Genomic DNA, 23928 nt, shown 5'->3' on the forward strand with positions numbered 1-23928 from the left:
GGATGTTGGTTGATCAGTTTGCGGCCGACGCGTGGCGTGCGACCGACATTGGCCGACGAGCATCTGCGACGGCAGTCACCACACAGGTGCCCAACCGGCCGACGCGATCGTAGAGCGTTGCGGTTCCCACCGCGATACCGTCGCCGGTGACCTGATCCTGAGCCTGAAGCCCGAGCTCGGGGCCTTCGGGCAACCGCGACAGCGTCAAGGTCATGTCGGTATTGATGTAGCCGATCCCCGCAGATCCCCAATGGCAGACGAAGTTCGTGGCGTCCCCCATAGCAGCTGCTCGCTGAAACGGGGAGATCGGTTCGCCCTCGACCAAGGGAATAAGATTCTGCCACAGCACTTTACGGTCTGCGTTCCGGCCTGCGGTCAAGTTGTCGGTCCACTCCGACTCGCCGCACTTGAGCAACGGCGGCTCACCATCCGGCGATGTCAGCTGAGCCTGCGGTGCGGGCAATGACGCCTGCGGCTGCCACATCTCACCCGGTGCCGCGGAAGCTGAAGCGAGGAAGACCGCACTCGCCCGCGCACGGAGCTCGCCCTGCTGCACGATGGAGGCATCGGCGACGATCACCCGCGTGCCCTCGCGGATGACGGCGCTGCTCACCGCGATCGGTTCGTTGAGTACCGGCCGCAGCATATCGACTGTCAGCCGCGCGGGTATGAAGCCCTCCGCAGGGCAATGCGTTTCAAGCTGACGCGCCAACAGTCCACACACCGCCGGCCCGTTCACCTGCTTCGAAGACCACTGACTGACCCCGAAGCCATGCGCTCGGTACCGCCCGTCTCGCGCCACGAAGAACGAAACCACCGCGATCGGCCCCCTCTGTTTCCGACTCGTCAAAACGCATCGATTAGAACACGTTTCATGGCCCCCCAGAAGATCATCCGGCTCTAGTCGAACGCACGAAATTCGGCAACATGGTGCGTTGGCCAGGGCGCCCTGCGCGCCTACCGAAGCGGTGTGGGACGTCGAACCGGCGACAACAGTGGGTCCGCTCGCCCCGCTTTCGGCCTTCCCGGCCAGGAAACGGCCCGGGCCGGTGCCGCGATTCTGCGGCACCGGCCCCGGCTGGATCGACTCGCCTACTTTGAGCCGATCCGGCTCGAATTGCTATTTGCGGCCGGTGAATTCGTCCATGGAGTGGTAGACGCCCACCGTGTTGAGGTAGAAGTCGCGGACCTTGAGCGGGAGGAGGCCGGAGATGGCGCGGTTGAGGCGGGAGGTCCAGGGTAGGACTACCAGGGCGGAGCCCTTCTTCATCTCGGTCCAGGAGGTGTCGACGACCTCCTCCTGGTCCAGGATCGGGGTGAACCAGAAGCCCTTGGCGCCGTCGAACATTCCGGTGTTGATGTAGGTCGGGCAGACCGTCGTGAACTTCACGTGCTCGTTGCCGGACTGCTCGAGCTCCAGGCGCACCGAGTCCGACCAGCCCAGCGCCGCCCACTTGGAGGCCGCGTAGACGCTCATGCGGGGGTTGGCCACGAGCCCGGCGGAGGAGGCGATGTTCAGGACACGGCCCTCGACACCCTTGTTCGCCACCATGGCGGGCAGGAATTCGAGCGTGATGTACATGGGCGCAAGCGAATTGATCGCCATGGTCTTGTCGATGTCGGCGCGGTTGCCGGTCTCCCAGAAGTAGCCGTTGCCGCGCACGATGCCCGCATTGTTGACCAGCACGTCGATTCCGCCGACCTCGGCGCGCACGGCAGCGCCCGCCTCGGCGATGGCGTCGCGGTCGGACACGTCCACCACGTAGTGGTGAATCCGGCTGCCGCCCAGCGCCGCCAGCTCGGCCGCGGTCTCCTTCAGCGCCTTCTCGTTGACGTCCCACAGCACCACATCGGCGGCATGCTCGGCCACCGCGCGCTGCGCGAACGACTTGCCCAGGCCCATGGCTGCCCCGGTGACCAGGACCTTCTTGCCCGCTACGGTCTTCATACCCCTCTGTACCCCTGTCGAATGAACTGCGGAATCACTTCTGCCGCAGTGTCTTCATGACGCCCAGGTAGAGCGTCATCGTCTTGGCCCACAGCTGTTCCGACATGCCCGGCAGCGGCGCGATGGGCAGCACCCGCTGCACCGCGATGGTCTGGGTGTCGATGTACTTCAGCAGGCCCTCGGGCCCGTGCCGGCGGCCGGTGCCGGAGATGCCGAGCCCGCCCGAGGGCGCGGCCACCGAGCCCCACGCGGCGATGAAGCCCTCGTTCACGTTCACCGATCCGGCGCGCACCCGCGCTGCGACGTCGCGGCCGTGGGCGGTATCGCGGCTCCACACACTGGCATTGAGGCCGTAGGCGGTGTCGTTGGCCTGGGCGACGGCTTCGTCGTCGCTGAACACGCGATAGACCGATACGACCGGTCCGAAGGTTTCCTCGCGGTAGACGGTCATGCCGTCACGCACGCCCGCGAGAATGGTGGGCTCGTAGAAGTAGGGGCCGAGGTCCGGCCGCGCCTTGCCACCGGCGAGGACCGTGGCGCCCTTGGCGACTGCGTCGTCGACGTGCTTGCTGACGGTGTCGATCTGGCGCGGGAAGGTCAGCGACCCGATCTCGTAGCTGTAGTCGAGGGTCTTGCCGAGGTCCAGTTTCTTTGTGTGGGATACGAATTCGGTGACGAACTGGTCGTACACCGTGTCGTGCACGTAGATTCGCTCGATCGATTCGCACAGCTGCCCGGCCGAGGCGAAGCAGGCCCGCACCGCGATCTTGGCAGCGGCCGAGACGTCGGCGTCCGCGAGCACCAGCAGCGGGTTCTTGCCGCCGAGCTCGAGCGAATACCCGATGAGCCGCTCCCCCGCCTGCTGGGCGATGGTGCGCCCGGTGGCGCTGGATCCGGTGTAGTCGACGTAGTCGGCGCGCGCGATGACCTCGGTGCCGACCACCGCGCCCCGCCCGAGCACCGCCTGCCACAGGCCCTTGGGCAGACCGGCGCGCTCGGCGATGTCGATGGCCCAGAGCAGGGTCAGCGCGGTCTGGTTGTCCGGCCGCCCGATGACGGCATTGCCGGCCAGCAGCGCGGGCAGCGCGTCGGAGGCGCCCAGCGCGAGCGGGTAGTTCCACGGCGAGATGACCGCGACCACGCCCTTGGGCCGGTTGCGCACCTCCACCTGGGTGAGGACCGGCATGACGCCGCGCGGCTTGCGGTGCGCCAGAATCGATTTGCCCTCGGCCGCGTAGTAGCGGGTGTTCACCGCGACGTCGGAGACCTCGTCGAAGGCGTGCACCCGGGACTTGCCGGTCTCGAGCTGGATGATGTCGAGGATGGTGTCCTGCTCGGCCAGCACCAGGTCGTGGATGCGGCCCAGCAGTGCGGCCCGCTCCCCGACCGGCACGGTCGCCCATTCCTGCTGCGCGGCGCGCGCGGTGGCGAAGGCCGCCTCGATATCGGTGACCGAGGACTGCGGCAGGTCGGTGATCTTGGCGCCGGTGGCGGGCGCGAACACCTCCACCGAGGGCGCACCGCCCGCGACGGCGTGGCCGAGCAGGCGCTGGACCAGGTCAAAAGGCAGCGCATCGGCGGCGGCGAGCTGCGGGGCAGTCGTCATTGGTCGCCCTCTCGAGGAGTCGGGTGCGGGTGGAACCCATTATTAACTGAACATCGGTGTTACACGAACACTGGTGTTAGATTAATGGACGTGACGCACACCATGTCAAGCCCTCCGGCGGGCAAGGGCACTCCGGCCCGCCGCGGCCGCCCGCCGCAGACGGAGAAACAGGCCGACCAGGTGCGCGCCCGCATCGTGCTGGCTACCGCCGAGGTGTTCGCCGAACAGGGTTCGCGCGGGCTGAGCGTGGCGCGGATCATCGAGAAGGCCGGGCTGGCGCGGCCCACCTTCTACCGCTATTTCGCCAATGCCGTCGAGCCGCTGCACGCGGTGCTCACGGTCTCCAACGAGGACCTGGTCGGCGGCATCCGGTCCGCACTGGAACGCAGCGAGCAACCGGTCGATCTCGGCATCAATATGATCGAGGCGTATCTGCACTGGGCGGGCGGTCACGGCCGGATGCTGGCGCCGCTGTTCGCCGAACTGCACGATCCGGGCTCGCCGGTGTCGGCCTATCGCGAGCAGGCCATCGACGACATCCGGGTCCTGGTGCGCACCAAGATCACCGGCCTGGGGCGGCCGGCCCCCACCGATCTCGACCTCGATACCGCGCTGCAGACCTGCGAATTCGTCGTCTACCGCATTTCCGCGGACGCACCGCACGGCGAACCCGATCAGGCCACCATCGATGCGGCCCGGCTGACCATGATCCGCGGGGTGCTCACCATGCTCGGCACGCGCGCGGATGTCGAATACGCGCTCACCATTCCGGGGTTGTTCGAATCCACCCAGGACTAACCGGTCCAGCAGGTTAGCCATCGGCGACGTCCCGGGCTAGGCTCGGCACATGCCGGAAACCACGCCGCCCCAATCCTTCTCGGCCGTCACCCGCACCATCGTCCAGGACGTCACTGTGACGCCCGCCAAGCACACCGACCGCATCCAGACCCGCCGCATCTCCATGCCCGCGGGCACGGCGGCCGGCCTGCACACGCACAATGGTCCCGTGGTGGGCAGCATCGTGTCCGGCTCGGTGGCCTACCGGATCGAGGGCGAACCGCTGGTCGTGCTGCAGCCGGGCGATGTGTTCTTCGAGCCGGAGGCGGTGCGCATCGCCCAGTTCGACGCGCTCGACGAGGACGTCGTGTTCCTGGGCCACTTCCTGCTCGGATCGGATCAGGATCCGGCCATCGAATTCCCAGGAAATTAGCCGCCACCGTGCATCCGCCCGTCCTATCGTCGATTCGTTCGTACAACGAAAAGAGCTGAGGATGAAGGCTATTCGCACCCGCGAGCCCGGCATCGACGGACTGGTCTACGAGGATGTCCCCGACGCGAAACCCGGCCTCTGCGACGTCCTGATCAAGGTCGAGGCGTGCGGTATCACGCACAACGAACTGGACTGGCCCATCTGGAACTGTCGCGCCGGCCATCCCCGGGACTCGGTCATTCCCGGCAACGAGGTCTCGGGTGTGATCGCCACGCTCGGCTACGGCACCGCCGGATTCGCCGTCGGTGACGAGGTTTTCGGCCTCACCGACCAGCTCCGCAACGGCGCGGCCGCCGAGTACGTCGCCGTCGAAGCCCGCAATATCGCACGCAAACCCCGCACCCTCGACCACATCCAGGCAGCGGCGGTCCCGCGTGCCGGGCTCACCGCCTGGCAATCCCTGTTCGACCACGGACACCTCGAAAAGGGCCAGACCGTCGTCATCCACGGCGCGGGCGGCGCAGTCGGCTCGATGGCCGTCCAGGTCGCGCACTGGGCGGGTGCGCACGTTATCGGTACCGGCCGCGAGCACTCCCGTTCCCTGGCACTCGAACTCGGTGCCGACCGCTACCTCGCCCTGGACACCGAGCAACTGGCCGACGCCGCAGGCCAGGCCGACCTGGTGGTCGACACGATCGGCGGCGACGTCCTCACCGGTTCATCGATCCTGCTCGGCCCCAACGGAACCCTCGTCACCATCAAGGCAGCCGCCGAATTCCCCACCGACCGCGACGACATCCGCAAGGTCGTCTTCGTCCAGGAATCCAACCGCGCCCAACTGACCGAACTCGCCCGCCTCATCGACGAGGGCCACCTCCGCCCCCAGGTCGGCGCCGTCTATCCCCTCGAAGAAGCGGTGAAAGCCTTCAGCGCCAAAGCCGCCGGCGGCCTCCCCGGCCGAATGATCCTCCAGCCGTGAACCACTCGCCGATCACAATCGACATCGGATCGTCGGCCTCGCCCATCGCATCCATGGGGACCGTGTACTGGTTGCGGGTATCGGCGCAGATCACGTCGGCGATCTTGACCAGCGCTGGAAGGTCCGTACTCCAAATGGGCAAGACTCGGCACAATTACCTCGCCGACTCCCTCGGCGTAGGCGAGGTGCATCAGGCGGTTGATCGGCGCGCCCCGACGTGGTGGATCGGACGGTCGTGATGGCCGCCGAGCTCACCCTGTACGAGCGCATCTGGAAAGCACTGCAAGCACCGGGCGGTCCACGGCAAGGCGGCTCGCGCATCGATCAATGCGCCTGTACGAAACCGTCGTGCCGTCTAGTTGTGCCGCCTCGAAGCGACGCTCTCGATCGACTTCGGTCAACTCACTGGTTTCATTGCTGCAGCTCAGGAATGGGCTGTTCTTCGAGGACGACGATTTCGCACTGCTCAGCCCAGTGCAGATGATGGTGATCGCCGACCATTTCCAGCGCCTCGTCCATGCAGGTGGCCTGGAGGATGGACATTCCGATCACTCCGCTGTCGGTCTCGGTGGTACCGGTCGGCGTGATGCGGCGCGCATTACCGAGGGGTTTGCCCGCGTCGACGAGGCCGGTGCCGATCCGGTTGCTCCAATCCGCCCACAGCTGCATGCCTTTCGCGGCTTCCGCGGGTGTGGCCTGGGCGAATCGTTCGGCGACCGAGAGGGGTGCGAGGTAGAGGACTATGTAGCGCTTCATGTTTCGACAATAGGTGACTAAATGGTCACATGTCAACGGTCATGTGACCGATTGGTCTCGTATAGAGTGGGGGCGTGGACGAGGACGCGGTGTTCAAGGCGCTGGCCGATCGCACCCGGCGGCATCTGCTGGACGCGTTGTTCGCCAAAGACGGGCAGACGCTGACCGAGCTGGAATCCGGGCTGGAAATGACCCGCTTCGGCATCAGCAAGCACCTCCGTTTACTCGAGGAAGCGGGCTTGGTGACGGCGGTCCGCAGCGGGCGAAAGAAGCTGCACTACCTCAATCCTGTGCCGATCCGGCTGATTCACGATCGATGGATCGACAAATTCACCGAACAACAACTCTCCGCACTGGCCGATCTGAAGAAGGACCTGGAATCGTGAGCTTCGAGGACGTCCTCTCGCGTGCGCGCCCGGAGACGACACAGATCCATCGCGTGATCATCGCCGCACCGGCCATGCGAATCTGGCAAGCCGTGACCGATCCCGACTGGACCGTGCGCTACGGATTCGGCGGCCGCAGCGTGCTCGAGCCTCGGGTCGGTGGCGCGTTCACGGTGTTCGCGCCCTCCGGACCTCGTCCGATCGACAGCGAGCCGGAGGTCATCATTCGCGGCACGGTCACCGATTACGACCCTCCGGTGCTGTGGGGTGCGCGCATACATTTCCTGGGCGATGAGAACCTTGCCGCGGAGCCGGAAACCTATCTGCGATACGAGATTCGTGATCGCGGCGACGGCACCTGCGCCCTGACCGTCATCCACGATGTCGCCGGCGCTCCGCTCATCTCGATCATCGTCTCCGGCGATCTGGAATCGGAAGGCTTCGGCGGCGGCTACCCGTTCATGCTCAGCGACCTGAAATCCCTGCTGGAGACCGGGCGTTCGCTACCCGTCAGTCGCCCCACCCACAAGAGCTGATCACCTGAGCTGCAATGGATTTGCTTCCACTGGGGTCAGGCCCGCTCGAAGCGCATGGCGGGATCGGTGATTCGGCCGTAGCGGAGTTTGGGGAGGTCGCGGAGGTAGTTCATGTAGAGGCGCCAGGGGGCGCGGTCGCCCGTTTTGGGGAGGATGTCGAGAGCCCGGAGCACGTAGCCGGGCTCGAAGTTCAGGAAGGGCGCGGTGCCGATGGACGGGTCGCGCACCGGGGTCGCGGTGGCGTAGCCGTGGGCGTCCATGTGGCGCAGCAGGCGAACCACGTACTCGCACACCAGATCCGCCTTCAGCGTCCAGGAGGCGTTGGTGTAGCCCATGACGAAGGCGAAGTTGGGGACATCGGAGAGCATCGTGGCCTTGTAGGCCATGGTGTCGGGGAGGTGGACCTTGCGGCCGTCCACCACCAGTTCGACGCCGCCGAAGGGGATGAGGTTCAAACCCGTTGCGGTGATGATGAGGTCGGCCTCGAGGTCGCGGCCGGATTCGAGGCGCAGGCCGGTCTCGGTGAAAGTGTCGATGCGGTCGGTGACCAGCTCCAGCCGCCCCTCGCGGATGGCGCGGAACAGATCGCCGTTGGGCGACAGGCACAGTCGCTGATCCCACGGCCCGTAGGTGGGGTTGAAGTGGGTGTCGATGTCGTAGCCGTCGGGCAGCCAGCGCTTCTGAAAGCCGCGGATCCAGGCCCGCATGCGCTTCGGATAGCGTTGCGACAGTTGGTACATCAGCGTGCTGAGGGCGACGTTCTTGGCGCGGGTCAGGCCGTAGGCGATGCGCGCGGGCAGGTATGCGCGGGCGCGGTCGGCGAGGTCGTCGCGGTCGGGCAGGGAGATGATGTACGAGGGTGACCGCTGCAGCATGGTCACGTGCGCGCCCTCCTCGACCAGGGCGGGGCCGAGGGTGACGGCGGTGGCGCCGGAGCCGATGATGACGACCCGCTTGCCCTCGACATCGACGTGGGCGGGCCAGTGCTGCGGGTGGATGACCGGGCCCGGGAAGCGTTCGGTGCCTGTGAAGTCCGGGGTGTAGCCCTCGTCGTAGCGGTAGTAGCCCGAGCAGCTGAACAGGAAGTTCGCGGTCATGGTGACCGACCGGCCGTCATGGTCGGCGGTGACGGTCCAGCGATTGTCCGCCGAGGACCATTCCGCCCGAACCACCCTGTGCCGGTAGCGGATGTGCGAGTCGATTCCGTTCTCGACTGCGGTGTTGCGCACGTACTCCAGGATCGAGTCGCCATCGGCGATCGCCTTCTCCCCCAGCCACGGCCGGAACCGGTAGCCGAGGGTGAACATGTCCGAGTCGGAGCGAATCCCTGGGTAGCGGAACAGATCCCAGGTGCCGCCGCTGGCCTCGCGCATCTCCAGAATGGCGTAGGTCCGCCACGGGAAGGCGCGCTGCAGATGGTAGGCGGCATCGATACCGGACAGTCCGGCCCCGACAATCAGTACGTCGACGTGCTCGGGCGTAGTGGCCATAGCCCCAGCCTATCGACCGCGGTGAGCGACACCCACTACGAACGCGACAAGAATTCGCCCACCAAGCCCGCCACCCGATCCGGATCGCCCTTATCGATGCCGAAATGGTCGAGTCCCGGCACGGTGACGCGTTCGCAGTGCGGGATCACCGAGGCCAGCAGCTCCTGATCGGAGGCCGTCCACGCGCGCCGATCCTTGTCGCCCTCGAGCAGCAGCACCTCGGCGGCGATCTCGGCGTAGTGGTGGTAGGTACCGTCGAGCCGCACGTACTGGCGGTGCTCGGTGAGATTCTGCGGCAGCTGCCCGATGACCATGTCCATCTCGGGCGCCTCCATGAACCTCGGCATCATGCGGCGGAACATCCAGCGCGGAACCTTGCGCGCGCCGTCCGGGCCGATCGCACGGATGAAGTCGACGAAGGCGTCGAAGGGTTTGCCCTGGGCCAGGTACTTCTCGTAGGGACCCATCCAGTCGGACGGCATCGAACCCCCCACCGACAGGCCCGGCTCGTACACTGCGACCTTGCGGGTGCCCGGATTGTTCCGCGCCGCCTCGAGGGCCACGAACCCGCCGTACGAATGCCCCACCAGGAACGCCGCACCCGTCTTGTCCTGGAGCGTGCGCACATCCGCGCAGTCGTCCTCGACACCGTGGCCGGGCCGCTGCGGGCCACTGTCCCCATGCCCGCGCCGCTCGATCGTGTGCACCGTGAACGCGGTGGCCAGCGCGTCGGCGAACCCGCTGTACCCCTGCGCCAGCGACAGCACCCCCGGGACGACGATCACCCCCGGCCCCGTTCCCTCGGTCACGTAGGCGATCCGCGTACCGTCCGCGGACACCACGGCATCCGTGGACCGCTCGCCTTCCCACTCGGCCATGGGCAACCTTCCACTTTCGGCCGCACGCGCCACTTTCGGCCGCACACACTCCGAAAGACCACGGCGACAGCCGTATCGGGCCCCGTCCACGCTACGCCGATCGCGCCACCGCGGGCGGGCCTACCAGCGAGATACTCCGGCGCCGACCAGGTGTTCCGAGGTCGGCGCGGCGAGTCATTCCCGGGTGCGCAGGCCGCTGGCGCGCAGCACGCGGCGGGCGATGCCGGAGCGGATGGATTCCTCGGTGCCGAGGATGCGGACGTGCCGCCGGGCGCGAGTGATGGCCGTGTACAGCAGTTCGCGGGTGAGCAGCGTGGACTCCGGTCCGGGCAGCACGACCGACACGGTGTCGTACTGGCTGCCCTGGCTGCGGTGGATGGTCATGGCGTAGACGGTGGTCACACCGGGGAACTGGGTGGGATGCACCAGGTAGGGCTCGGTGCCGCGCTGTAGAGCAGCGCGCAGGGTGCCGTCGGCCGCGCGGACGATGACGCCGGTATCGCCGTTGTAGATGCGAGCCTCGTGGTCATTGGCAGTAACCAGCAGCGGCTGGCCCGGGTACCAGTGCCCGGTACCGGGATCGGCGCTGATCCCGGCGGCGGCGACCCAGCCGGCGGCCAGGCGATCCCAGCGTTCTACACCGTAGGGGCCCTGGCGGTGGGCGCACAGCAGACGATGGGATTCCAGCGCGGTGAGCGCGGCGGTCGCGTTCCCGACGACGGCGGCGTCGGTGGCCTCGCGGGCGGCGCGCAGGACGTCGGCGCGCACCTCGGTGATGTCGTCGGGCGGGTAGAGCGACAGTTCGTCGCCGCCGTCGGCCAGCAGGGCCAGGGCGGAGTCCGCGTCACCGGCGCGGATCGCGACGGCCAGTTCGGCGATGCGCCCACCGAAGCGCCGGCCGCGGGTGAGCCGGACGATGCCGCCGCGCAGGCGTTCCCGCTCGCGCCCGGACAGGGCGTCCGGATGGGCGGCGGAGGCCGCCGGATCGCCGCCGAGAATGCGTTCCAGCGCCGGATTCGCCTGTCCCGGAACGGGTCCCGCGACCAGGTCGGCGAGCACCGCGCCCGCGTCGACCGAGGCCAGCTGGTCCGGGTCGCCGACCAGCACCAGACGGGCGTCGGGCCGCACGGCGGGCAGCAGGCGGCTCATCATGGTCAGCGACACCATGGAGGTCTCGTCGACCACGATGACGTCGTAGGGCAGCCGGTTGAACTCGTTGTGCTTGAACCGGCCGGCGCCGCCGCGCTGCCAGCCCAGCAGGCGGTGCAGGGTGGCGGCGGTCAGCTCGGGCAGGCCGATCTCGCCCGCCTGCTCGCGCACCGATTCCTGCATGCGGGCGGCGGCCTTGCCGGTCGGGGCGGCCAGGGCGATGCGCAGGGCGGGCGCGCCGGGCACGACCTGCTGGTGCGCGACCAGCAGGGCCAGCACCCGGGCGATGGTGTGGGTCTTGCCGGTGCCGGGGCCGCCCGCGATCACGGTGGTCCACTGGGTGGTGGCCAGGGCGGCCGCCAGCCGCTGCCGGTCCGGCGGTTCGCCGGGTCCGGCGTGGTCGGGGAAGAGCCGATCCAGTTCACGCCGCACGAGTTCGGCGTCCACCATGGGATGGGTGGCGGCGCGCTCGGTGAGAACGCGGCGGATGGTCTCCTCCTGCCGGTAGTACCGGTCGAGGTAGAGCAGCGGGCCCGAGTCGTTCGCGCCCGGCGGGTCGATGAGCCGCAGCGGGCGCAGCGGCCCGGACGGGCTGCCGGTCACCAGCGGACTCACCCGCAGCGCCGCGATGACCGAATCCACGTCCGGCCACGGCAGGGTGGCCGGGTCGATCGCCGATTCCTCGGTGCCCTCGGCGTCGACGCCGATCTCGTGCATGCGCCGGACCTCCAGGCACACCGACCCGGAGCGCACCGCGCGCACGGCCAGCGCGGTGGCGAAGACGACAGCCGGGGACCGCTCGCCGCCGAGCCGCGCGAGCCGCAGCGCCACATGCACGTCGGCCGCCGACAGCACCCCGGCGGCATTGAACACCTGCAGCGGGCCGGTGCCGCGCTGCGCCAGCTGGATCGCGGTCATCGCGCCACCTCCGGGTCCCCGGCCAGCAGGGCCGACAGCTCGACGATCAGGTCCGCGGGCGGCAGCCAGTCGAAAACGCCACAGCCGTCCGGGGTGTCGGGTCCGACCATGCCGCGCACGAACAGGTAGCGAATGCCGCCGAGGTGTGCGGCCGGATCGTAGCCGGGCAGCCGCCAGCGCAGATACCGGTGCAGGGCAACGGAATACAGGATGGCCTGCAGCGGGTAGTGCGAGCGCATCATCTCCGCGGCCATACGCTCGTGGGTGTAGTGGGCGACGGTGAGGTCGCCGGTGCCGAGGCGGTTGGTCTTGTAGTCGACGACCACGAATCGCGGTCCGGTGGTGCGCAGCACGGCGTCGATGCTGCCGGTGAGGTAGCCGCGCAGCGGGGTGTCGTCGAGGTGGGCCAGCTGGTCGGCGTAGGGGGCGAAGACATCGTCGGCGGGCAGGTGGCGGCGCAGCAGGTCGGCGATGCGCGGGACGGTCACCCGCGCCGCGACCGGATGGTCGCCACCGGCCAGCGGGAGCTCGAAGTCCAGCTCGCTCAGGCGATCCCGGGTCGAGAAGTCGGCGAGCGCGCCGAAACCGATCGGCGTGTGCATGACCGCCAGCAGCGCGTCCGACAGCACGTCCGGGTCGGCGTCGAACATCTGCTCGCTCACCGCGTGCTGGACCCGCGCGCGGATCTCGGCGGCCAGGTCGGGGGCGTCGGTATCGACGTATTCGAGGACCTCGTGCACGAGCGTGCCGAACTCCGCGCCGTAGGGCAGCGAATTCATCAGCGACGGCCTGGCTCCCGCGAAGGCGGTGAGGTCCTCGGCGAGCACGGACGGGGTGGCCGGTTCGTCGGCGACGCCGCTGCCCTCGGGCAGATCGGCGGCGGGCAGGGCGTCGTGCGCGCCCGCCGTGAGCGCCGAATAGGAGGTACGCCGCCACGCCTGGTCGAGGGCCCGGCCGAAGTGGGCGGCCGCCAAAGGCTCGGTGGCGGTGGCGGTGTCGTCGAGAGGCAGCCGGGCGCGGGTGATCTCGCGCACCGGCTCGACGGCGATCACGCCCGGTACCGCGGTGGCGGCCCACTCCCGGATGCGTTCCAGCAGTACCGAATCCGCGGGCACCGGCACCTTGTCTGCCACGGCCGGACTACCGGGCTCGCGGCCCAGCAGCATGCGGTGCAGGGGCGCGGTCTGGGTGTCGTAGGCGGGGGCCCACCAGGCCACGATCTGCGCGCCGGCCCGGGTGAGGGCCACGTACAGCAGGCGCAGTTCCTCGGCCTGTTCCTCGGCCTCGGCGCGCAGGCGGCGGGAGCTGTAGCCGGGCGCGTCGGGGCCGCCGACATCGAGGACGCGGCGGCCCTGCTCGTCGTGGAACAGCAGGGTGGGCGGGTTGCGCAGTTTGGCCGCGTCCCACGCGAAAGGCAGGTACACGACCGGGAATTCGAGGCCCTTGCTGGCGTGCACGGTGGCGACCTGCACGGCGGCGGCGTCGCGGTCCAGGCGGCGGCTGCGGTCGGCGACGCTGCCGGAGGCCGGATCACGCACCCGGTCGGCCAGCCAGCGGGTGAGCGCCGACAGGCCCAGGCCCTCGCGCAGAGCCGCGTCGTCGAGCAGCTGGGCGATCTGGCGCAGGTCGGTGAGCTGGCGTTCGCCGCCCTCGAGAGCGAGCAGGCGGGGGGCCAATTTTGTTTCGGCGCTGAGTTTTTCGGCGACGGCGGCGAAGCCCGCGCGGGCGAACAGCCGGGCCGCGTCGCGCAGTTCGGCGCTGAGGCGGCCGACCAGATCCGCTCCCCCGGCGTCGATGTCCTCGGCGCTCAGCCCGAGTAACGCGGTGCCGGCGGCCAGGCGCACCCGGTCGGCGCGGTGCGGCTGCTCCAAAGCGTGCAGCACCCACAGCCATTCGGTGGCCGCGGGCGTGCCGAACACGCTCGCGCCGCCCGCCAGCACCGAGGCGACGCCGGCCGCCTCCAGTTCGGTGCGCACCATTTCCAGCTGATTCCGGTTACGGACCAGGACCGCGATATCGCCCGGCCCGATCGGCCTTTCGCCGGGTGTGCCCGCGTCGATGAGCACCCCGGATTCGAGCAGGCCGACGATATCGGCGGCCACGTCGACGGCGACCCGTTCCCGCTGACGGCCGACCGTCGGATACCCGGACTTGTTGAGCGGACCCGCGCCACTGCGCGGCAGGCACCGCAGTCGCAGGGGCGTGACCCGCTCCGGCGCACCGGAGAGCCGCGAGAACGGCCTGGTCGCCGCCACCCGGTGCACGGTGATCTCCTTGTGCCCCAGGGCCGCACCGCCGTGGAGATGCTCGAGCGCGGTCAGCAGGCCCGCGTCGCTGCGCCGGTTGGTGGTGAGCTCGCGCTTGCTGTCGGCGTGCGCCACCGCGTCCAGATAGCTGAGCACCTCCGCGCCCCGGAAGGCGTAGATGGCCTGCTTCGGGTCACCGACCAGCACCAAGGTGGCGTGTCCGTGGAAAGCGCGGCGCAGGATGTCCCACTGCAGCGGGTCGGTGTCCTGGAATTCGTCGACCAGCGCCACCCGGTACCGGTCCCGGATGCGCTGGCAGGCGCGTGGCCCGTGCTCGGGATCGGCGAGCACCTCGTGCAGCAGCACCAGCAGGTCGTCGAAGTCCCGCAGGCCCGAAAGCCGTTTCCGCCGAGCCGTTTCCACCCGTACCGCCGTCGCGAACGACACCCGCTCGGCCGCCGGATCCTCCTCGCCCTCGGCCTGGGGCAGCAGCAGGGCGTGCGGATCCCCGACCGCCGCCGCGGCCAGCCGCTGCGCGTCGGCGGGCCCGAACGGCGCTCCCCCGCGTGCGTACCGGCTCAGATAGAGGTCATCGGCGACCGTGGACACCACATCCTCGATCCCCTCCACCAGCCGCACTCCCGGATCCTGCTCCCCCGCCAGCCCCAGCTCGTCCAGCATCCGCTGACAGAAACTGTGCGTGGTGGCAATGGTTCCCGCGTCGAAGTCCGACAGCGCCGCCAGCAGCCGCTCCCGCCGCGTCGCGATCTCCCCCGGATTCCCCTGCGCCAGATGCCGGATCAGCTCATCCCCCGACGTCAGCGCTCGCTCCGGATCCCCCAGTGCCACCGCCACTCCCACGAACCGGTCCCGCGTCCGCTCCCGCAACTCCTGCGTCGCCGCCCGGCTGAATGTCACCAGCAGCAACTCGGAGACATCCACCCCCAGCTCGGCCACGAACCGCACCGCCGACCCCACGATGGCGTAAGTCTTCCCGGTCCCCGCACTCGCCTCGAGCACGGTGGTCCCCACCGGCAACGGCCCGGTCAGCTCGAACCGATTCCCTGAATCCCCGAACGACTGGGAAATCGCGGGCACGGCGAACGAATTATCCTGCGGCCCACCATCATCGCCGACGTCGCCGGGCGCATCCCACAGCCCGTCGTCCGCGGCCCCGGAATGATCGCGGTCCGGTTCGCCGCCCGGCATCGCCGAATCCGGCTCGGTGGCAGACAGATCGAACAGGTCCGGGGTGTCGCCGATCGAGGATGCGGTCTCCCGGCGGCGGTTCTCGCCTGCGGGACCGTCGCTGCTGCGGCGCTTGCGGGTGGCCGGGCGCGGGGCCAGGTCCGGATCGGTGAGGGAGAAGAGGTCGTCGGTCATTCGGGGCTCCCGGGCGCGGTGACGGGCAGGAGGTTCCTCCTCGGGGTGGTCATGGCTGACCTTGATTCTCGTTGGTGAGCAAGGGGTTCCAGAGCCGGCGTGCCAGTTCGCCGAAACGGGTGGGTTCGGAGTCGGCGCCGGGGAGCGCGGGTGCGGCGGCCTCGGTGAGCTGGTCGAAGCGCGGGGACCGGCCCAGGATGTGGCGGAAGTAGCGGTCGGTGTGTTCGCCGAACCGGTCGTCGAAGTCCTGTCCGGCGGCGTGCAGAGCGTCCTCGGCCGAGGCACCGGCGAGGCGGCGTTCGGCGTAGGTGGCCGAGGCCGAGGGGGCGATGGGCAGGGGTTCCGACAGACCCTCGTCGCGCAGCAGCACGAGGTCGCGCAGGATGCCGCGGGCCAGGGGCGCGGTGGGCGAAGTGAGGGTGGACTGCCAGGCGGGGCGATGGTGTTTGCCGCGGCCGATGGTGATGGCGCGCCACGACTGGTGGGTCCCGCTCGCGGCCAGCGCGAGCAGGCGAATCCAGGCCGCCATCCGGTGTTTCGGAGCCAGCCGCGAGAACGTGGTGCGCAGCAGCGCGTCGTCGTGGACGTCCGGGACGGTACCGGTGAGGCGGCGGCCGTCCCCCAGATCCACGGCGATATCGACGGTGCGCGCGGGGATCTCGTGCAGCGGGCGCGCCACCCGCACCAGCTGGTCGACGGTGCCCTCCACCTCGTCGAGCACGGCCGCGCCCATGGTGAACGGCGGCAGGGTGCCGCGCCGCCATTCGGCCGCGCGCAGGACGTTCGGGTCCACACCGGTCAGGCGCGCGGACAGCATGCGCTCGCCCATGTTCCATTTGGTCAGGCCGTCGAGCTCGATCGGGAGGCGGTCGGCGATCTCCTCCTCGTCCTCCGGCACCCGGATCCCCAAGCGCTGCCACAGGAATGCCCGCACCGGATGCTCGGTGAAGGCCACCAGATCGGCCAGCTCCACATCGCCGCGTTCACGCGCGGGCAGCGGCGTACCCAGGAACAACGGCCGCGGCTGCGGCGAGCGCCCCGCGGCCAGCGCGCCCGCCAGTGCCACGGTGTCGAAACTGAACGGCTGCTCGGGCCGGAAGTTGCGACGATCGAAGGGCTGCAACGGATGTCGCGTCACCACCCGCTCCAGGGCGGCCGCGCCGACATGCGCGCGCACTGTGTCGAGCAGCTCGGCCAGTGGAATCGCGGGCGGGCGGTGCGCACCCGACACCGGATCGGATCCGGTGTGCAGCAGGACGAGTCGCTCCCCGGCGGCCATGATGGCGTCCAGCAGCAGCTGCCGGTCCTCGCTGCGCGGATCCCGATCCCCGGGACAGCGGTGCCGGGCCAGCGCGTCGTCGCCGTCCACGCCGCCGGCGCGGGGGAACACCTCGTCGTCGAGGCCGAGCAGCACCACCACCCGGTGCGGCACCGACCGCATCGGCACCATGGTGCACACCGTCAGCTCGCCGGTGCGGAAGTTGGCGCGCGAGGGCCGCCCGGCCAGCCGGGCGGTCAGCAGCGCCCCGATATCGCTGAGCCGCAAGGGAATCCCGCCCGCGGGCTCCAGCGCGGTCGCCAGTTCCCGGCGGGCCTGCACCCCCATCCAGCCCTGGCTCGCGGGCATCTCGGTGAGCAGGTCCAGTGCCCGGCCCAGGACCGCTGCCCATTCGGCCGCGGGCCGTGCGGTGCCCGCCGGTTCCTCCAGCGTGGACCCGCGCAGATCGCGCAGGCACACCGCCAGCCGGTCCACGAATTCGGCGAACCGGCCGGCCAGGTCGATGTCATTGCTGTCCACATCGTCCAGCGGCAGCACCAGATCCAGCCAGTCCTCACTGGATTCCCCGGCGGCCACCCCGAGCAGAATGCGATCCACCGCCGCATTGAGCGTGTTCTGCGCGAAGTCGCCGAGCCCGAACGCCTGCCGCTGCCGCTGCCCGATCCCCCAGCGCGCCCCGGTCTCGGCGGCCCATTCCCGCAGCCGCTCGACATCGTCGTCGTCGAAGCCGCAGCGCACCCGAACCGGTTCGGCCGCACACAGGTCCAGCACCTCGGTCACGGTGACACGCCCGTCGGCCAGCTCCAGCAGCGTGCCGACCACATCCAGCACCGGATTGACCGCCCGCTGCGCGCGATCGGCGAGCCGCACCCGCAGCCCGTGCGCCGGATGCCCCGGCTCGGCCCCGTCCAGGGACCACTGCCCGAAGGCCGCGCGCACCAGCGGCGCGTACCGCTCCACATCCGGGCACATGACGATGACGTCGCGCGGCTCCAGCGTCGGGTCGGCGGCGAACAGCCCGAGCAGCGCGTCGCGCAGCACCTCCACCTGCCGCGACGGCCCGTGGCAGGAGTGCACCGCGATGGTCCCGTCGGCCAGGCTCGGCTCCGGCACGAGCGACCACCGGTCCTGCCGCACCGCGGCCTGCAACTCCGACAGCAGCGTGCGCGGCGCGGCCGTCTCCGGGCGCGGGTGATAGGTGTCGATGTGGTCGTACTCCGACAGCCGCTGCTGCAGCTCCCGCACATCCCGGCCCAGCGCCGCCAGCAGCGGATGCCGCACGCGCACACCGGGACTCGGGATCACCTCGGCATCGGCGAGCTTGGTCCACAACGCGGGGCTGGGATGCACCAGCCACAGATGCACCTGCCGCCCCGCCGACAGCGCCGACAGCACCTCCAGCTGATCGGTGGTCAGCCGGGTCACGCCGAACAGCGAAATCCGTTCCGGCAGCGACACGATGGACGGCTCCACCCGCAGCCGCGCGCACGCCGCGCCCAGGCGCTCGGCGGGACTCGCCACCCCGACCACGCTGCGCAGGCGCCGCCACAGCAGTGGCTGCCACACCAGATCCTCGGGCAGCGCCCGGCCCGCGCCGTCGGTGTCGCGGCCGTCGGCCCACTCGGTGATCATGGCCGGGCGCTGGGTGGCATAGCTGTCGAACAGCGACGCGATCCGCGCGGCCGTCGCGTACCGGCGGCCGACCCGATGGCCGCCCGCGTCCCCGTGCCCGAGATGGCGCGCCGGCACCGCGGCCCACGGCTCGGCCAGCACCCCGTCCAGCACCGGCAGCAGAGTCCACACCAGCCGCTCCGGCGACCACGGATCCTGCTCCGGATCCACCCCCGTCGCCTCCGCCAGCACCGTCGCCACCAGGGCCGCCGGATCCGCGAAATCGATATTGGCCGAAATACCGTCGGCCGCCGCGCCACAGCCGAGCACCGTGCCCAGCCGCTGATTCAGCCAGCGCTCGATCCCCTTGGCGGGAACCGCCACCACCTCCGGGGTGAACGGATCGCCGAGCGGATCGGCGAGCAGCTCGGCCAGCGCGTCGGCGAGCGTGTCCGCTCGTTCGGCCCGGTGAATGTGCACGAGCTGTGTTTATACAGTCGGCGAACGACATGCAAACACCGAGCGCCCCGGCTCGCCGGGTGACACCTGCCACATGCCCAGGATTTGCTAGGGCGCGTCACCCCGAAATTCGAGTGTGGTATGCGACAGTGCCTTTCGGGGAGGTTCGAAGTTCTCAGGAAAGGCTGGTCCGCGTCGATGTCTGCGTCGGTGATTCCGCTCGTGCCCAGAACCGGGTTCACCGTTCGGCGGGTGGGAGACCGCTGGGAACTCGTCAACTCCCGGCATTACGGACGCGGCGTGGTGCTGCAGTCGTGGCCGCGGGAGCGGCACACCGAGGCATTCGAGCACTGCTACCGCCTCAATGGGCGCAGCATCGAAGAGCTACAAGCGGCTTTTCACTGACTCGCGCGAAAGTCCGTGCAACAGTGTCGATTCGATAACACACACATCGATTCACCTCAAGACGTGCGTATCGGGCATGGTCCCCTCTATTGTGTTCCCTCGTGCGTTCCCCCAAGGCCCGGCGCGTGGCCTCCTCCGCTTGTGTTCTCGCTGCCGCGGCCCTCATTCCGGCCGCCCCCGCCTTCGTCCCCGTGGCCGGTGCCGCACCGGTGCACACCCAGGGTCCGATCGCGGGATTCGACGCCGATATGAGCAGCCGCATCGCGGCCGTCGACAATTACCTCGGCACCCGCCCCGGCGTCACCGGCTACGTGATGCGTGACCGCGTCACCGGCGGCATTTATCGAAACGGCAACGCGGACACCAACTTCTGGACCGCCTCCACCATCAAGCTGGCAATCGCCGAGGATCTGCTGAACCGTGCCCGGATCGGCGCCATCCAGCTCGGCCCCGACGACCGCGCGCTGATGGAGTCCATGCTGGCAACCTCCAACGACAATGCCGCCGACATCCTGTGGAACAAGTACGCCGGCATCGACCGCATGTCGTTCAACAATGCCTTCCGCGCCAACGGCATGACCGGACTGGTCCCCATGCCGCCCACCACCTCGATCGAGCAGGTCAAGCTGTTCCCCGACTGGGGTTTCCAGCAGTGCTCCCCCGCCGACCTGGACCGGCTGATGGACAACGTCCTCACCCGCATGCACCCGGACGACCGCGCCTACCTGCTCGACCGCATGCGTCACGTGGACACCAACCAGCACTGGGGCGTGTGGGGCGCTGGCGCGGCCATGAACCCGGGCCTCAAGAACGGCTGGTCCGACGAGCAGGGCGGCTGGGTGGTCAATTCGGTCGGCTTCGCGGGCCCGGGTGAGCGCTACACCCTCGCCATCATGACCGAGCAGGGCGATCAGGGCGGTTACGCCGACGGCTCCGAAACCACCACGCACGTGGCGCAATTGCTGTTCCAGGGGCGCTGACACCGACGCTGCGCACGGGCGGTTCCGGCACGGCCGGGGCCGCCCGCGGCGCGCTTCCCGGCAATCCTCGCTGGACGACCGCCCATATTGTAGTTTCAAGGTTGTTGTCTAAAAGGTCTGTTTTCTGTCGGTCCTGATTGGTCTGCGCTACTCACACTGCACTACCGTTACGGGTGAGTTGTCGTACTTTCCCGTCTGGCGAGGAGCAGGAACTAGATGAACGCCGAGAAATCCGTCGCACAGCGTCATCGCGTGGTGGTGATCGGGTCCGGGTTCGGTGGACTGTTCGCCTGCAAGCAGCTGCGCAAGGCCGACGTCGACATCACCCTCATCTCGAAGACCTCCACGCACCTGTTCCAGCCGCTGCTGTACCAGGTCGCCACCGGCATCCTCTCCACCGGCGAGATCGCCCCCGCCACCCGCATCGTGCTGCGCCAGCAGCAGAACGCGCGCGTCGTCATGGGCGAGGTCACCGACATCGACGTCGAGAACGGCACCGTCACCTCGCGCCTGCTCAACCAGGACTACGTCACCCCGTTCGACAGTCTCATCGTGGCCACCGGCGCGCAGCAGTCCTACTTCGGCAACGACCACTTCGCCACCTACGCGCCCGGCATGAAGACCATCGACGACGCCCTCGAACTGCGCGCGCGCATCCTGGGCTCCTTCGAAGAGGCCGAGCTCGCCACCGATCCCGAAGTCCGCGACCGCTTCATGACCTTCGTGGTGGTCGGCGCCGGGCCCACCGGCGTCGAACTGGCCGGGCAGATCGCCGAACTCGCCGACCGCACCCTGGAAGGCTCCTTCCGCAATATCGACACCCGCGATGCGCGCGTCATTCTCGTCGAGGGCGCGGGCGCGGTGCTCGCCCCCATGGGCCCCAAGCTCGGCGGCAAGGCGCAGCAGCGGCTGGAGAAGATGGGCGTGGAGATCCAGCTCAACGCCATGGTCACCAATGTCGACGCGCGCGGCGTCACCATCAAGGAGCAGGACGGCTCCGAGCGGCGCATCGAATCCGCCTGCAAGGTGTGGTCGGCCGGCGTGCAGGCCAGCGGCCTGGGCAAGATCCTCGCCGACCGGTCCAAGGGCACCGAAGTGGACCGTGCCGGGCGCGTCATCGTCGAACCCGACCTCACCATCAAGGGATACCCGAACGTCTTCGTGGTCGGCGACCTGATGTCGGTGCCGGGCGTGCCCGGGCAGGCGCAGGGCGCCATCCAGGGCGGCACCTACGCCGCGAAGGCCATCAAGGCCGAGGTCGCGGGCAAGCAGACGGTGGCCGACCGCAAGCCCTTCAAGTACTTCGACAAGGGCTCCATGGCCACGGTGTCGCGATTCAGCGCGGTGTGCCAGGTGGGCAAGCTGGAGTTCAGCGGCTTCTTCGCGTGGCTGGCCTGGCTGGGCCTGCACCTGTGGTACCTGGTCGGCTTCCGCAGCCGTTTCGTCACCGTGCTCGAATGGTTCGTCTCCTTCCTGGGCCGCCACCGCGGTCAGATGGCCGCCACCGAGCAGTGGGTGTTCGCGCGGCTGGCGCTCGAGGCGCTCGACGATCCGGCCGAGGCGCGTCAGCTCGCCAAGCAGATCGGCGGCGAAAGTTCTTCCGGTAACGGCAAATCCGCGGCGAATGCGGAAGCGGAGAAGTCCTCGCAGCAGCGCGCGGGCTGACAGTAAGCCCGACCCGATGGCCGCGCCGTCGACGACTCCGCACCCGCCGGCGGAACCGCCGCGGGCGAGGCGACAACACAGGAGTGAGTGCGGATCTACTGAGGCCGGAATCCCTGAAGTGGGATTCCGGCCTCTTTCATAGCTTTTCACGACCACAGTGGCTAATTTCCAGTTATAGCAATGCTTTTCAGCTGTCCGCTTTGCCACCAATCCAGGCGACCGGTGGGTTCGAATGTCGAGCGTCGATGTACCCCTAGATGTTCTGCCTGAACAGAAAGGTTCTGCATGGCCGCAGGTAAGCACCGACCACTCAACCCCCACCGGAACAAGGTCGGCAATGTGGTTGCGGCAGGAGCGGTTCCGCTATTACCGGCGATCGTCGGATCGGGCACCGCGAATGCGGCACCGACCGAGGTCGCTCCGATGGCACAGCATGACGACGCGAGCAGGGCGCAGTGGCCGGCCGCCGCCGCAGGCGCCGCAGTCGGTGCGTTCAACGCGTTCAACGCTCCACCCCGCGTCGTCGGTGACTGACCCTCGCCGCCGAAGCAGCTCGATCGAGCACCGCTGTGCTCGCGGTGGGAACCGGCGGTGAGGGCCGGTTCCCACCAGCCCCGCCATCCCACCGCGCCGACGGGCCACGATCTCGGTCAGTAGGGAATCGGTTTGTTCGCTTCGGCCCAGCCGCGCTCGATATGGCTGCCGGGCGGGGGCGGGAACAGTCCACCGATCATCCAGGTGTCCCGCGCTACCTCGTTGATATTGAATTCGAGATGCAGCCCGCGGTCGTGGGTGTACGGGGCCATGAGGTCGTGCAGACGCTCGCTCATGTGCTTGCGAAGATCGGGGTCGTCGAGTTGGCGCGCCAGATGGTCGATGGTGATCCGCACCGCGGGGATCGATACGCCGCCGACGTAGAAGGAGTCGGCCGGGACCTCGTGGAAGAGCGCCACCGCGTAGAACTCCGGCAGCCCGAAGCGCGCGTAGTAAGCCGTGATGTCCTTGGCGAAATTCTGTTTGTCCTCGGCCGTGAGGGTGTCGGCGGGGTGATAGATGTGCCACAGCGGCATGATGAACTCCCTTGGAAGAGAAGAATTTCAGCGACCGAACGACAGCACGAGGCCCTCGACCGGGCCGGACAGCGCCGCCTTCACCTGCCTGGTGAAGTCGTCCACGAGCACCTCGGTCGCCCCCTGCTCCAGCCCGTCGGCGACCGCCGCCGCCACCTCGGCCGGACTGATCTTCGGCGCCGCGATGGCCTTGACCATGTCGGTGTCGGCGAACCCGAGATGCACACCGACCACCTGCGTACCCTGCCCCGCCAATTCGATCCGCAGGGAATTGGTGATCGACCACAGAGCGGCCTTCGACGCGCCGTATGCCGCCGCCCCCGAACTCCAGGACAGTACCGAGTGGATATCCACCAGCGCCCCACCACCGTGCGCGGCGAGGATCGGCGCGAAAGCCCGCGCGATCCGCAACGGCCCGAAGACATTCGTCTCGAACGTCTCCACCACATCCGCCATCTCGGTCTGCAACAGCGGAGCCGGCCGCAACACCCCCGCATTGTTCACCACGATGCTCACATCACCGGCCCGCTCCGCGACCGCGGCAATCGAATCCGGATCGGTGACCTCCAGCTCCACCGGCACGATCCGCGGATCGTCACTCGACTCCGGCTTCCGCGCGCTCACGTACACCTTCGCCGCACCCCGGTCCAGAAACTCCCGGGCAAACGCACGGCCCAGCCCACGCTGCCCGCCCGTCACCAGAACATTCGCGCCCTCGATTGTCGTCATATCTACCTCCTGTTTCACTGACGGCCCTCTGACTATATCTAACTATAGCCAACTTGGGCGAGCAGGTACAGGTCGCGGATCTGCTGTCGCCGGGATGGGCGTCGATCTCGCCGAAGCCGCTGCGAAACCACCTGATCTCGGCATCGCGGGGCTGGGCGGAAACTGGCGGCGATCCTCACCGGCCAGGTACCCTGCGTAGCGCGACGATCGGGGCCGGAATCTATTGCGGCGCAATGCCGACGACA

19 protein-coding genes are annotated in these 23928 nt (G+C 68.9%); 8 read left to right on the top strand and 11 right to left on the bottom strand.

Annotated elements, in window-relative coordinates; all coding sequences use genetic code 11:
- Positions 1 to 13: 13 nt before the first annotated feature.
- The 3 genes from ACFXHE_RS23165 to ACFXHE_RS23175 all read right to left on the bottom strand — a co-directional run bounded on the left by ACFXHE_RS23165 (position 14) and on the right by ACFXHE_RS23175 (position 3554).
- Positions 14 to 817 (bottom strand): thioesterase family protein, encoded by an 804-nt coding sequence (locus ACFXHE_RS23165; RefSeq protein WP_379386099.1) that lies wholly within the window; start codon positions 815 to 817, stop codon positions 14 to 16.
- Positions 818 to 1120: 303 nt separating this feature from the next.
- The gene (locus tag ACFXHE_RS23170; RefSeq protein WP_379386100.1) at positions 1121 to 1948 is read right to left on the bottom strand and encodes an SDR family oxidoreductase; all 828 of its coding nucleotides are present in this window, start codon (positions 1946 to 1948) and stop codon (positions 1121 to 1123) included.
- A gap of 34 nt (positions 1949 to 1982) precedes the next feature.
- The gene (locus ACFXHE_RS23175; protein WP_379386102.1) at positions 1983 to 3554 is read right to left on the bottom strand and encodes a succinic semialdehyde dehydrogenase; all 1572 of its coding nucleotides are present in this window, start codon (positions 3552 to 3554) and stop codon (positions 1983 to 1985) included.
- Positions 3555 to 3644: 90 nt separating this feature from the next.
- On the opposite strand from ACFXHE_RS23175, the gene ACFXHE_RS23180 reads away from it, so the two are divergent.
- The 3 genes from ACFXHE_RS23180 to ACFXHE_RS23190 all read left to right on the top strand — a co-directional run bounded on the left by ACFXHE_RS23180 (position 3645) and on the right by ACFXHE_RS23190 (position 5743).
- Positions 3645 to 4352: a TetR/AcrR family transcriptional regulator gene (locus tag ACFXHE_RS23180; RefSeq protein ID WP_379386104.1), complete on the top strand. Its 708-nt coding sequence runs from the start codon at positions 3645 to 3647 to the stop codon at positions 4350 to 4352.
- Positions 4353 to 4401: 49 nt separating this feature from the next.
- On the top strand, positions 4402 to 4764 hold the full coding sequence (locus tag ACFXHE_RS23185; protein WP_379386106.1) for a hypothetical protein: 363 nt from the start codon (positions 4402 to 4404) through the stop codon (positions 4762 to 4764).
- Between the two features lie 61 nt (positions 4765 to 4825).
- The gene (locus ACFXHE_RS23190) at positions 4826 to 5743 is read left to right on the top strand and encodes an NADP-dependent oxidoreductase (RefSeq protein ID WP_379386108.1); all 918 of its coding nucleotides are present in this window, start codon (positions 4826 to 4828) and stop codon (positions 5741 to 5743) included.
- Between the two features lie 411 nt (positions 5744 to 6154).
- Here ACFXHE_RS23190 and ACFXHE_RS23195 read toward each other — a convergent pair whose 3' ends face one another.
- Positions 6155 to 6499 (bottom strand): hypothetical protein, encoded by a 345-nt coding sequence (locus tag ACFXHE_RS23195; RefSeq protein ID WP_379386110.1) that lies wholly within the window; start codon positions 6497 to 6499, stop codon positions 6155 to 6157.
- Between the two features lie 74 nt (positions 6500 to 6573).
- Between ACFXHE_RS23195 and ACFXHE_RS23200 the strand changes: the two genes are divergently transcribed.
- Entirely contained in the window at positions 6574 to 6885 is a 312-nt protein-coding gene (locus ACFXHE_RS23200; protein WP_379386112.1) for an ArsR/SmtB family transcription factor, read from the top strand.
- Positions 6882 to 7421 carry an SRPBCC domain-containing protein gene (locus ACFXHE_RS23205; RefSeq protein WP_379386113.1) on the top strand — a complete coding sequence of 180 codons (540 nt, stop codon included), beginning with the start codon at positions 6882 to 6884 and terminating at the stop codon, positions 7419 to 7421. The genes ACFXHE_RS23200 and ACFXHE_RS23205 overlap by 4 nt, the downstream gene beginning before the upstream one ends.
- Before the next feature lie 35 nt (positions 7422 to 7456).
- Here ACFXHE_RS23205 and ACFXHE_RS23210 read toward each other — a convergent pair whose 3' ends face one another.
- The 5 genes from ACFXHE_RS23210 to recC all read right to left on the bottom strand — a co-directional run bounded on the left by ACFXHE_RS23210 (position 7457) and on the right by recC (position 18855).
- Entirely contained in the window at positions 7457 to 8911 is a 1455-nt protein-coding gene (locus tag ACFXHE_RS23210) for a flavin-containing monooxygenase (RefSeq protein WP_379386115.1), read from the bottom strand.
- A gap of 35 nt (positions 8912 to 8946) precedes the next feature.
- Positions 8947 to 9789: an alpha/beta fold hydrolase gene (locus ACFXHE_RS23215; RefSeq protein WP_379386117.1), complete on the bottom strand. Its 843-nt coding sequence runs from the start codon at positions 9787 to 9789 to the stop codon at positions 8947 to 8949.
- Between the two features lie 174 nt (positions 9790 to 9963).
- Positions 9964 to 11856, bottom strand: a complete 1893-nt coding sequence (gene recD, locus ACFXHE_RS23220) for an exodeoxyribonuclease V subunit alpha (RefSeq protein ID WP_379386119.1) — start codon at positions 11854 to 11856, stop codon at positions 9964 to 9966.
- The gene (locus ACFXHE_RS23225) at positions 11853 to 15485 is read right to left on the bottom strand and encodes a UvrD-helicase domain-containing protein (protein WP_379386121.1); all 3633 of its coding nucleotides are present in this window, start codon (positions 15483 to 15485) and stop codon (positions 11853 to 11855) included. The genes recD and ACFXHE_RS23225 overlap by 4 nt, the downstream gene beginning before the upstream one ends.
- A gap of 49 nt (positions 15486 to 15534) precedes the next feature.
- Positions 15535 to 18855, bottom strand: coding sequence for an exodeoxyribonuclease V subunit gamma (recC, locus tag ACFXHE_RS23230; protein ID WP_379386123.1), 3321 nt, complete (start codon positions 18853 to 18855; stop codon positions 15535 to 15537).
- 231 nt (positions 18856 to 19086) lie between these two features.
- Between recC and ACFXHE_RS23235 the strand changes: the two genes are divergently transcribed.
- From ACFXHE_RS23235 to ACFXHE_RS23245, 3 genes are all read left to right on the top strand, one after another.
- Complete coding sequence (locus ACFXHE_RS23235; protein ID WP_326361853.1) at positions 19087 to 19239, top strand: hypothetical protein; 153 nt, start codon at positions 19087 to 19089, stop codon at positions 19237 to 19239.
- Positions 19240 to 19328: 89 nt separating this feature from the next.
- On the top strand, positions 19329 to 20219 hold the full coding sequence (locus ACFXHE_RS23240; protein WP_379386125.1) for a tat pathway signal sequence: 891 nt from the start codon (positions 19329 to 19331) through the stop codon (positions 20217 to 20219).
- 216 nt (positions 20220 to 20435) lie between these two features.
- Positions 20436 to 21884, top strand: a complete 1449-nt coding sequence (locus tag ACFXHE_RS23245; protein ID WP_379386127.1) for an NAD(P)/FAD-dependent oxidoreductase — start codon at positions 20436 to 20438, stop codon at positions 21882 to 21884.
- Between the two features lie 650 nt (positions 21885 to 22534).
- Here the strand turns inward: ACFXHE_RS23245 and ACFXHE_RS23250 are convergent.
- Both ACFXHE_RS23250 and ACFXHE_RS23255 read right to left on the bottom strand, forming a co-directional pair.
- Positions 22535 to 22954: a tautomerase family protein gene (locus tag ACFXHE_RS23250; protein ID WP_379386129.1), complete on the bottom strand. Its 420-nt coding sequence runs from the start codon at positions 22952 to 22954 to the stop codon at positions 22535 to 22537.
- Positions 22955 to 22981: 27 nt separating this feature from the next.
- Entirely contained in the window at positions 22982 to 23683 is a 702-nt protein-coding gene (locus ACFXHE_RS23255; protein WP_379386131.1) for an SDR family oxidoreductase, read from the bottom strand.
- Between the last annotated feature and the right edge of the window lie 245 nt (positions 23684 to 23928).

The organism is Nocardia sp. NPDC059229, assembly GCF_042754165.1.
In the GTDB taxonomy this organism is placed as follows: Bacteria; Actinomycetota; Actinomycetes; order Mycobacteriales; family Mycobacteriaceae; genus Nocardia.

Excerpts from the sequence above, each read along its gene's own strand:
- ACFXHE_RS23170 (WP_379386100.1), bottom strand. The coding sequence starts at position 1,948 with ATGAAGACCGTAGCGGGCAAGAAGGTCCTGGTCACCGGGGCAGCCATG.
- ACFXHE_RS23175 (WP_379386102.1), bottom strand. The coding sequence starts at position 3,554 with ATGACGACTGCCCCGCAGCTCGCCGCCGCCGATGCGCTGCCTTTTGAC.
- ACFXHE_RS23185 (WP_379386106.1), top strand. The coding sequence starts at position 4,402 with ATGCCGGAAACCACGCCGCCCCAATCCTTCTCGGCCGTCACCCGCACC.
- ACFXHE_RS23190 (WP_379386108.1), top strand. The coding sequence starts at position 4,826 with ATGAAGGCTATTCGCACCCGCGAGCCCGGCATCGACGGACTGGTCTAC.
- ACFXHE_RS23195 (WP_379386110.1), bottom strand. The coding sequence starts at position 6,499 with ATGAAGCGCTACATAGTCCTCTACCTCGCACCCCTCTCGGTCGCCGAA.
- ACFXHE_RS23210 (WP_379386115.1), bottom strand. The coding sequence starts at position 8,911 with ATGGCCACTACGCCCGAGCACGTCGACGTACTGATTGTCGGGGCCGGA.
- ACFXHE_RS23215 (WP_379386117.1), bottom strand. The coding sequence starts at position 9,789 with ATGGCCGAGTGGGAAGGCGAGCGGTCCACGGATGCCGTGGTGTCCGCG.
- recD (WP_379386119.1), bottom strand. The coding sequence starts at position 11,856 with ATGACCGCGATCCAGCTGGCGCAGCGCGGCACCGGCCCGCTGCAGGTG.
- ACFXHE_RS23225 (WP_379386121.1), bottom strand. The coding sequence starts at position 15,485 with ATGACCGACGACCTCTTCTCCCTCACCGATCCGGACCTGGCCCCGCGC.
- ACFXHE_RS23245 (WP_379386127.1), top strand. The coding sequence starts at position 20,436 with ATGAACGCCGAGAAATCCGTCGCACAGCGTCATCGCGTGGTGGTGATC.
- ACFXHE_RS23250 (WP_379386129.1), bottom strand. The coding sequence starts at position 22,954 with ATGCCGCTGTGGCACATCTATCACCCCGCCGACACCCTCACGGCCGAG.
- ACFXHE_RS23255 (WP_379386131.1), bottom strand. The coding sequence starts at position 23,683 with ATGACGACAATCGAGGGCGCGAATGTTCTGGTGACGGGCGGGCAGCGT.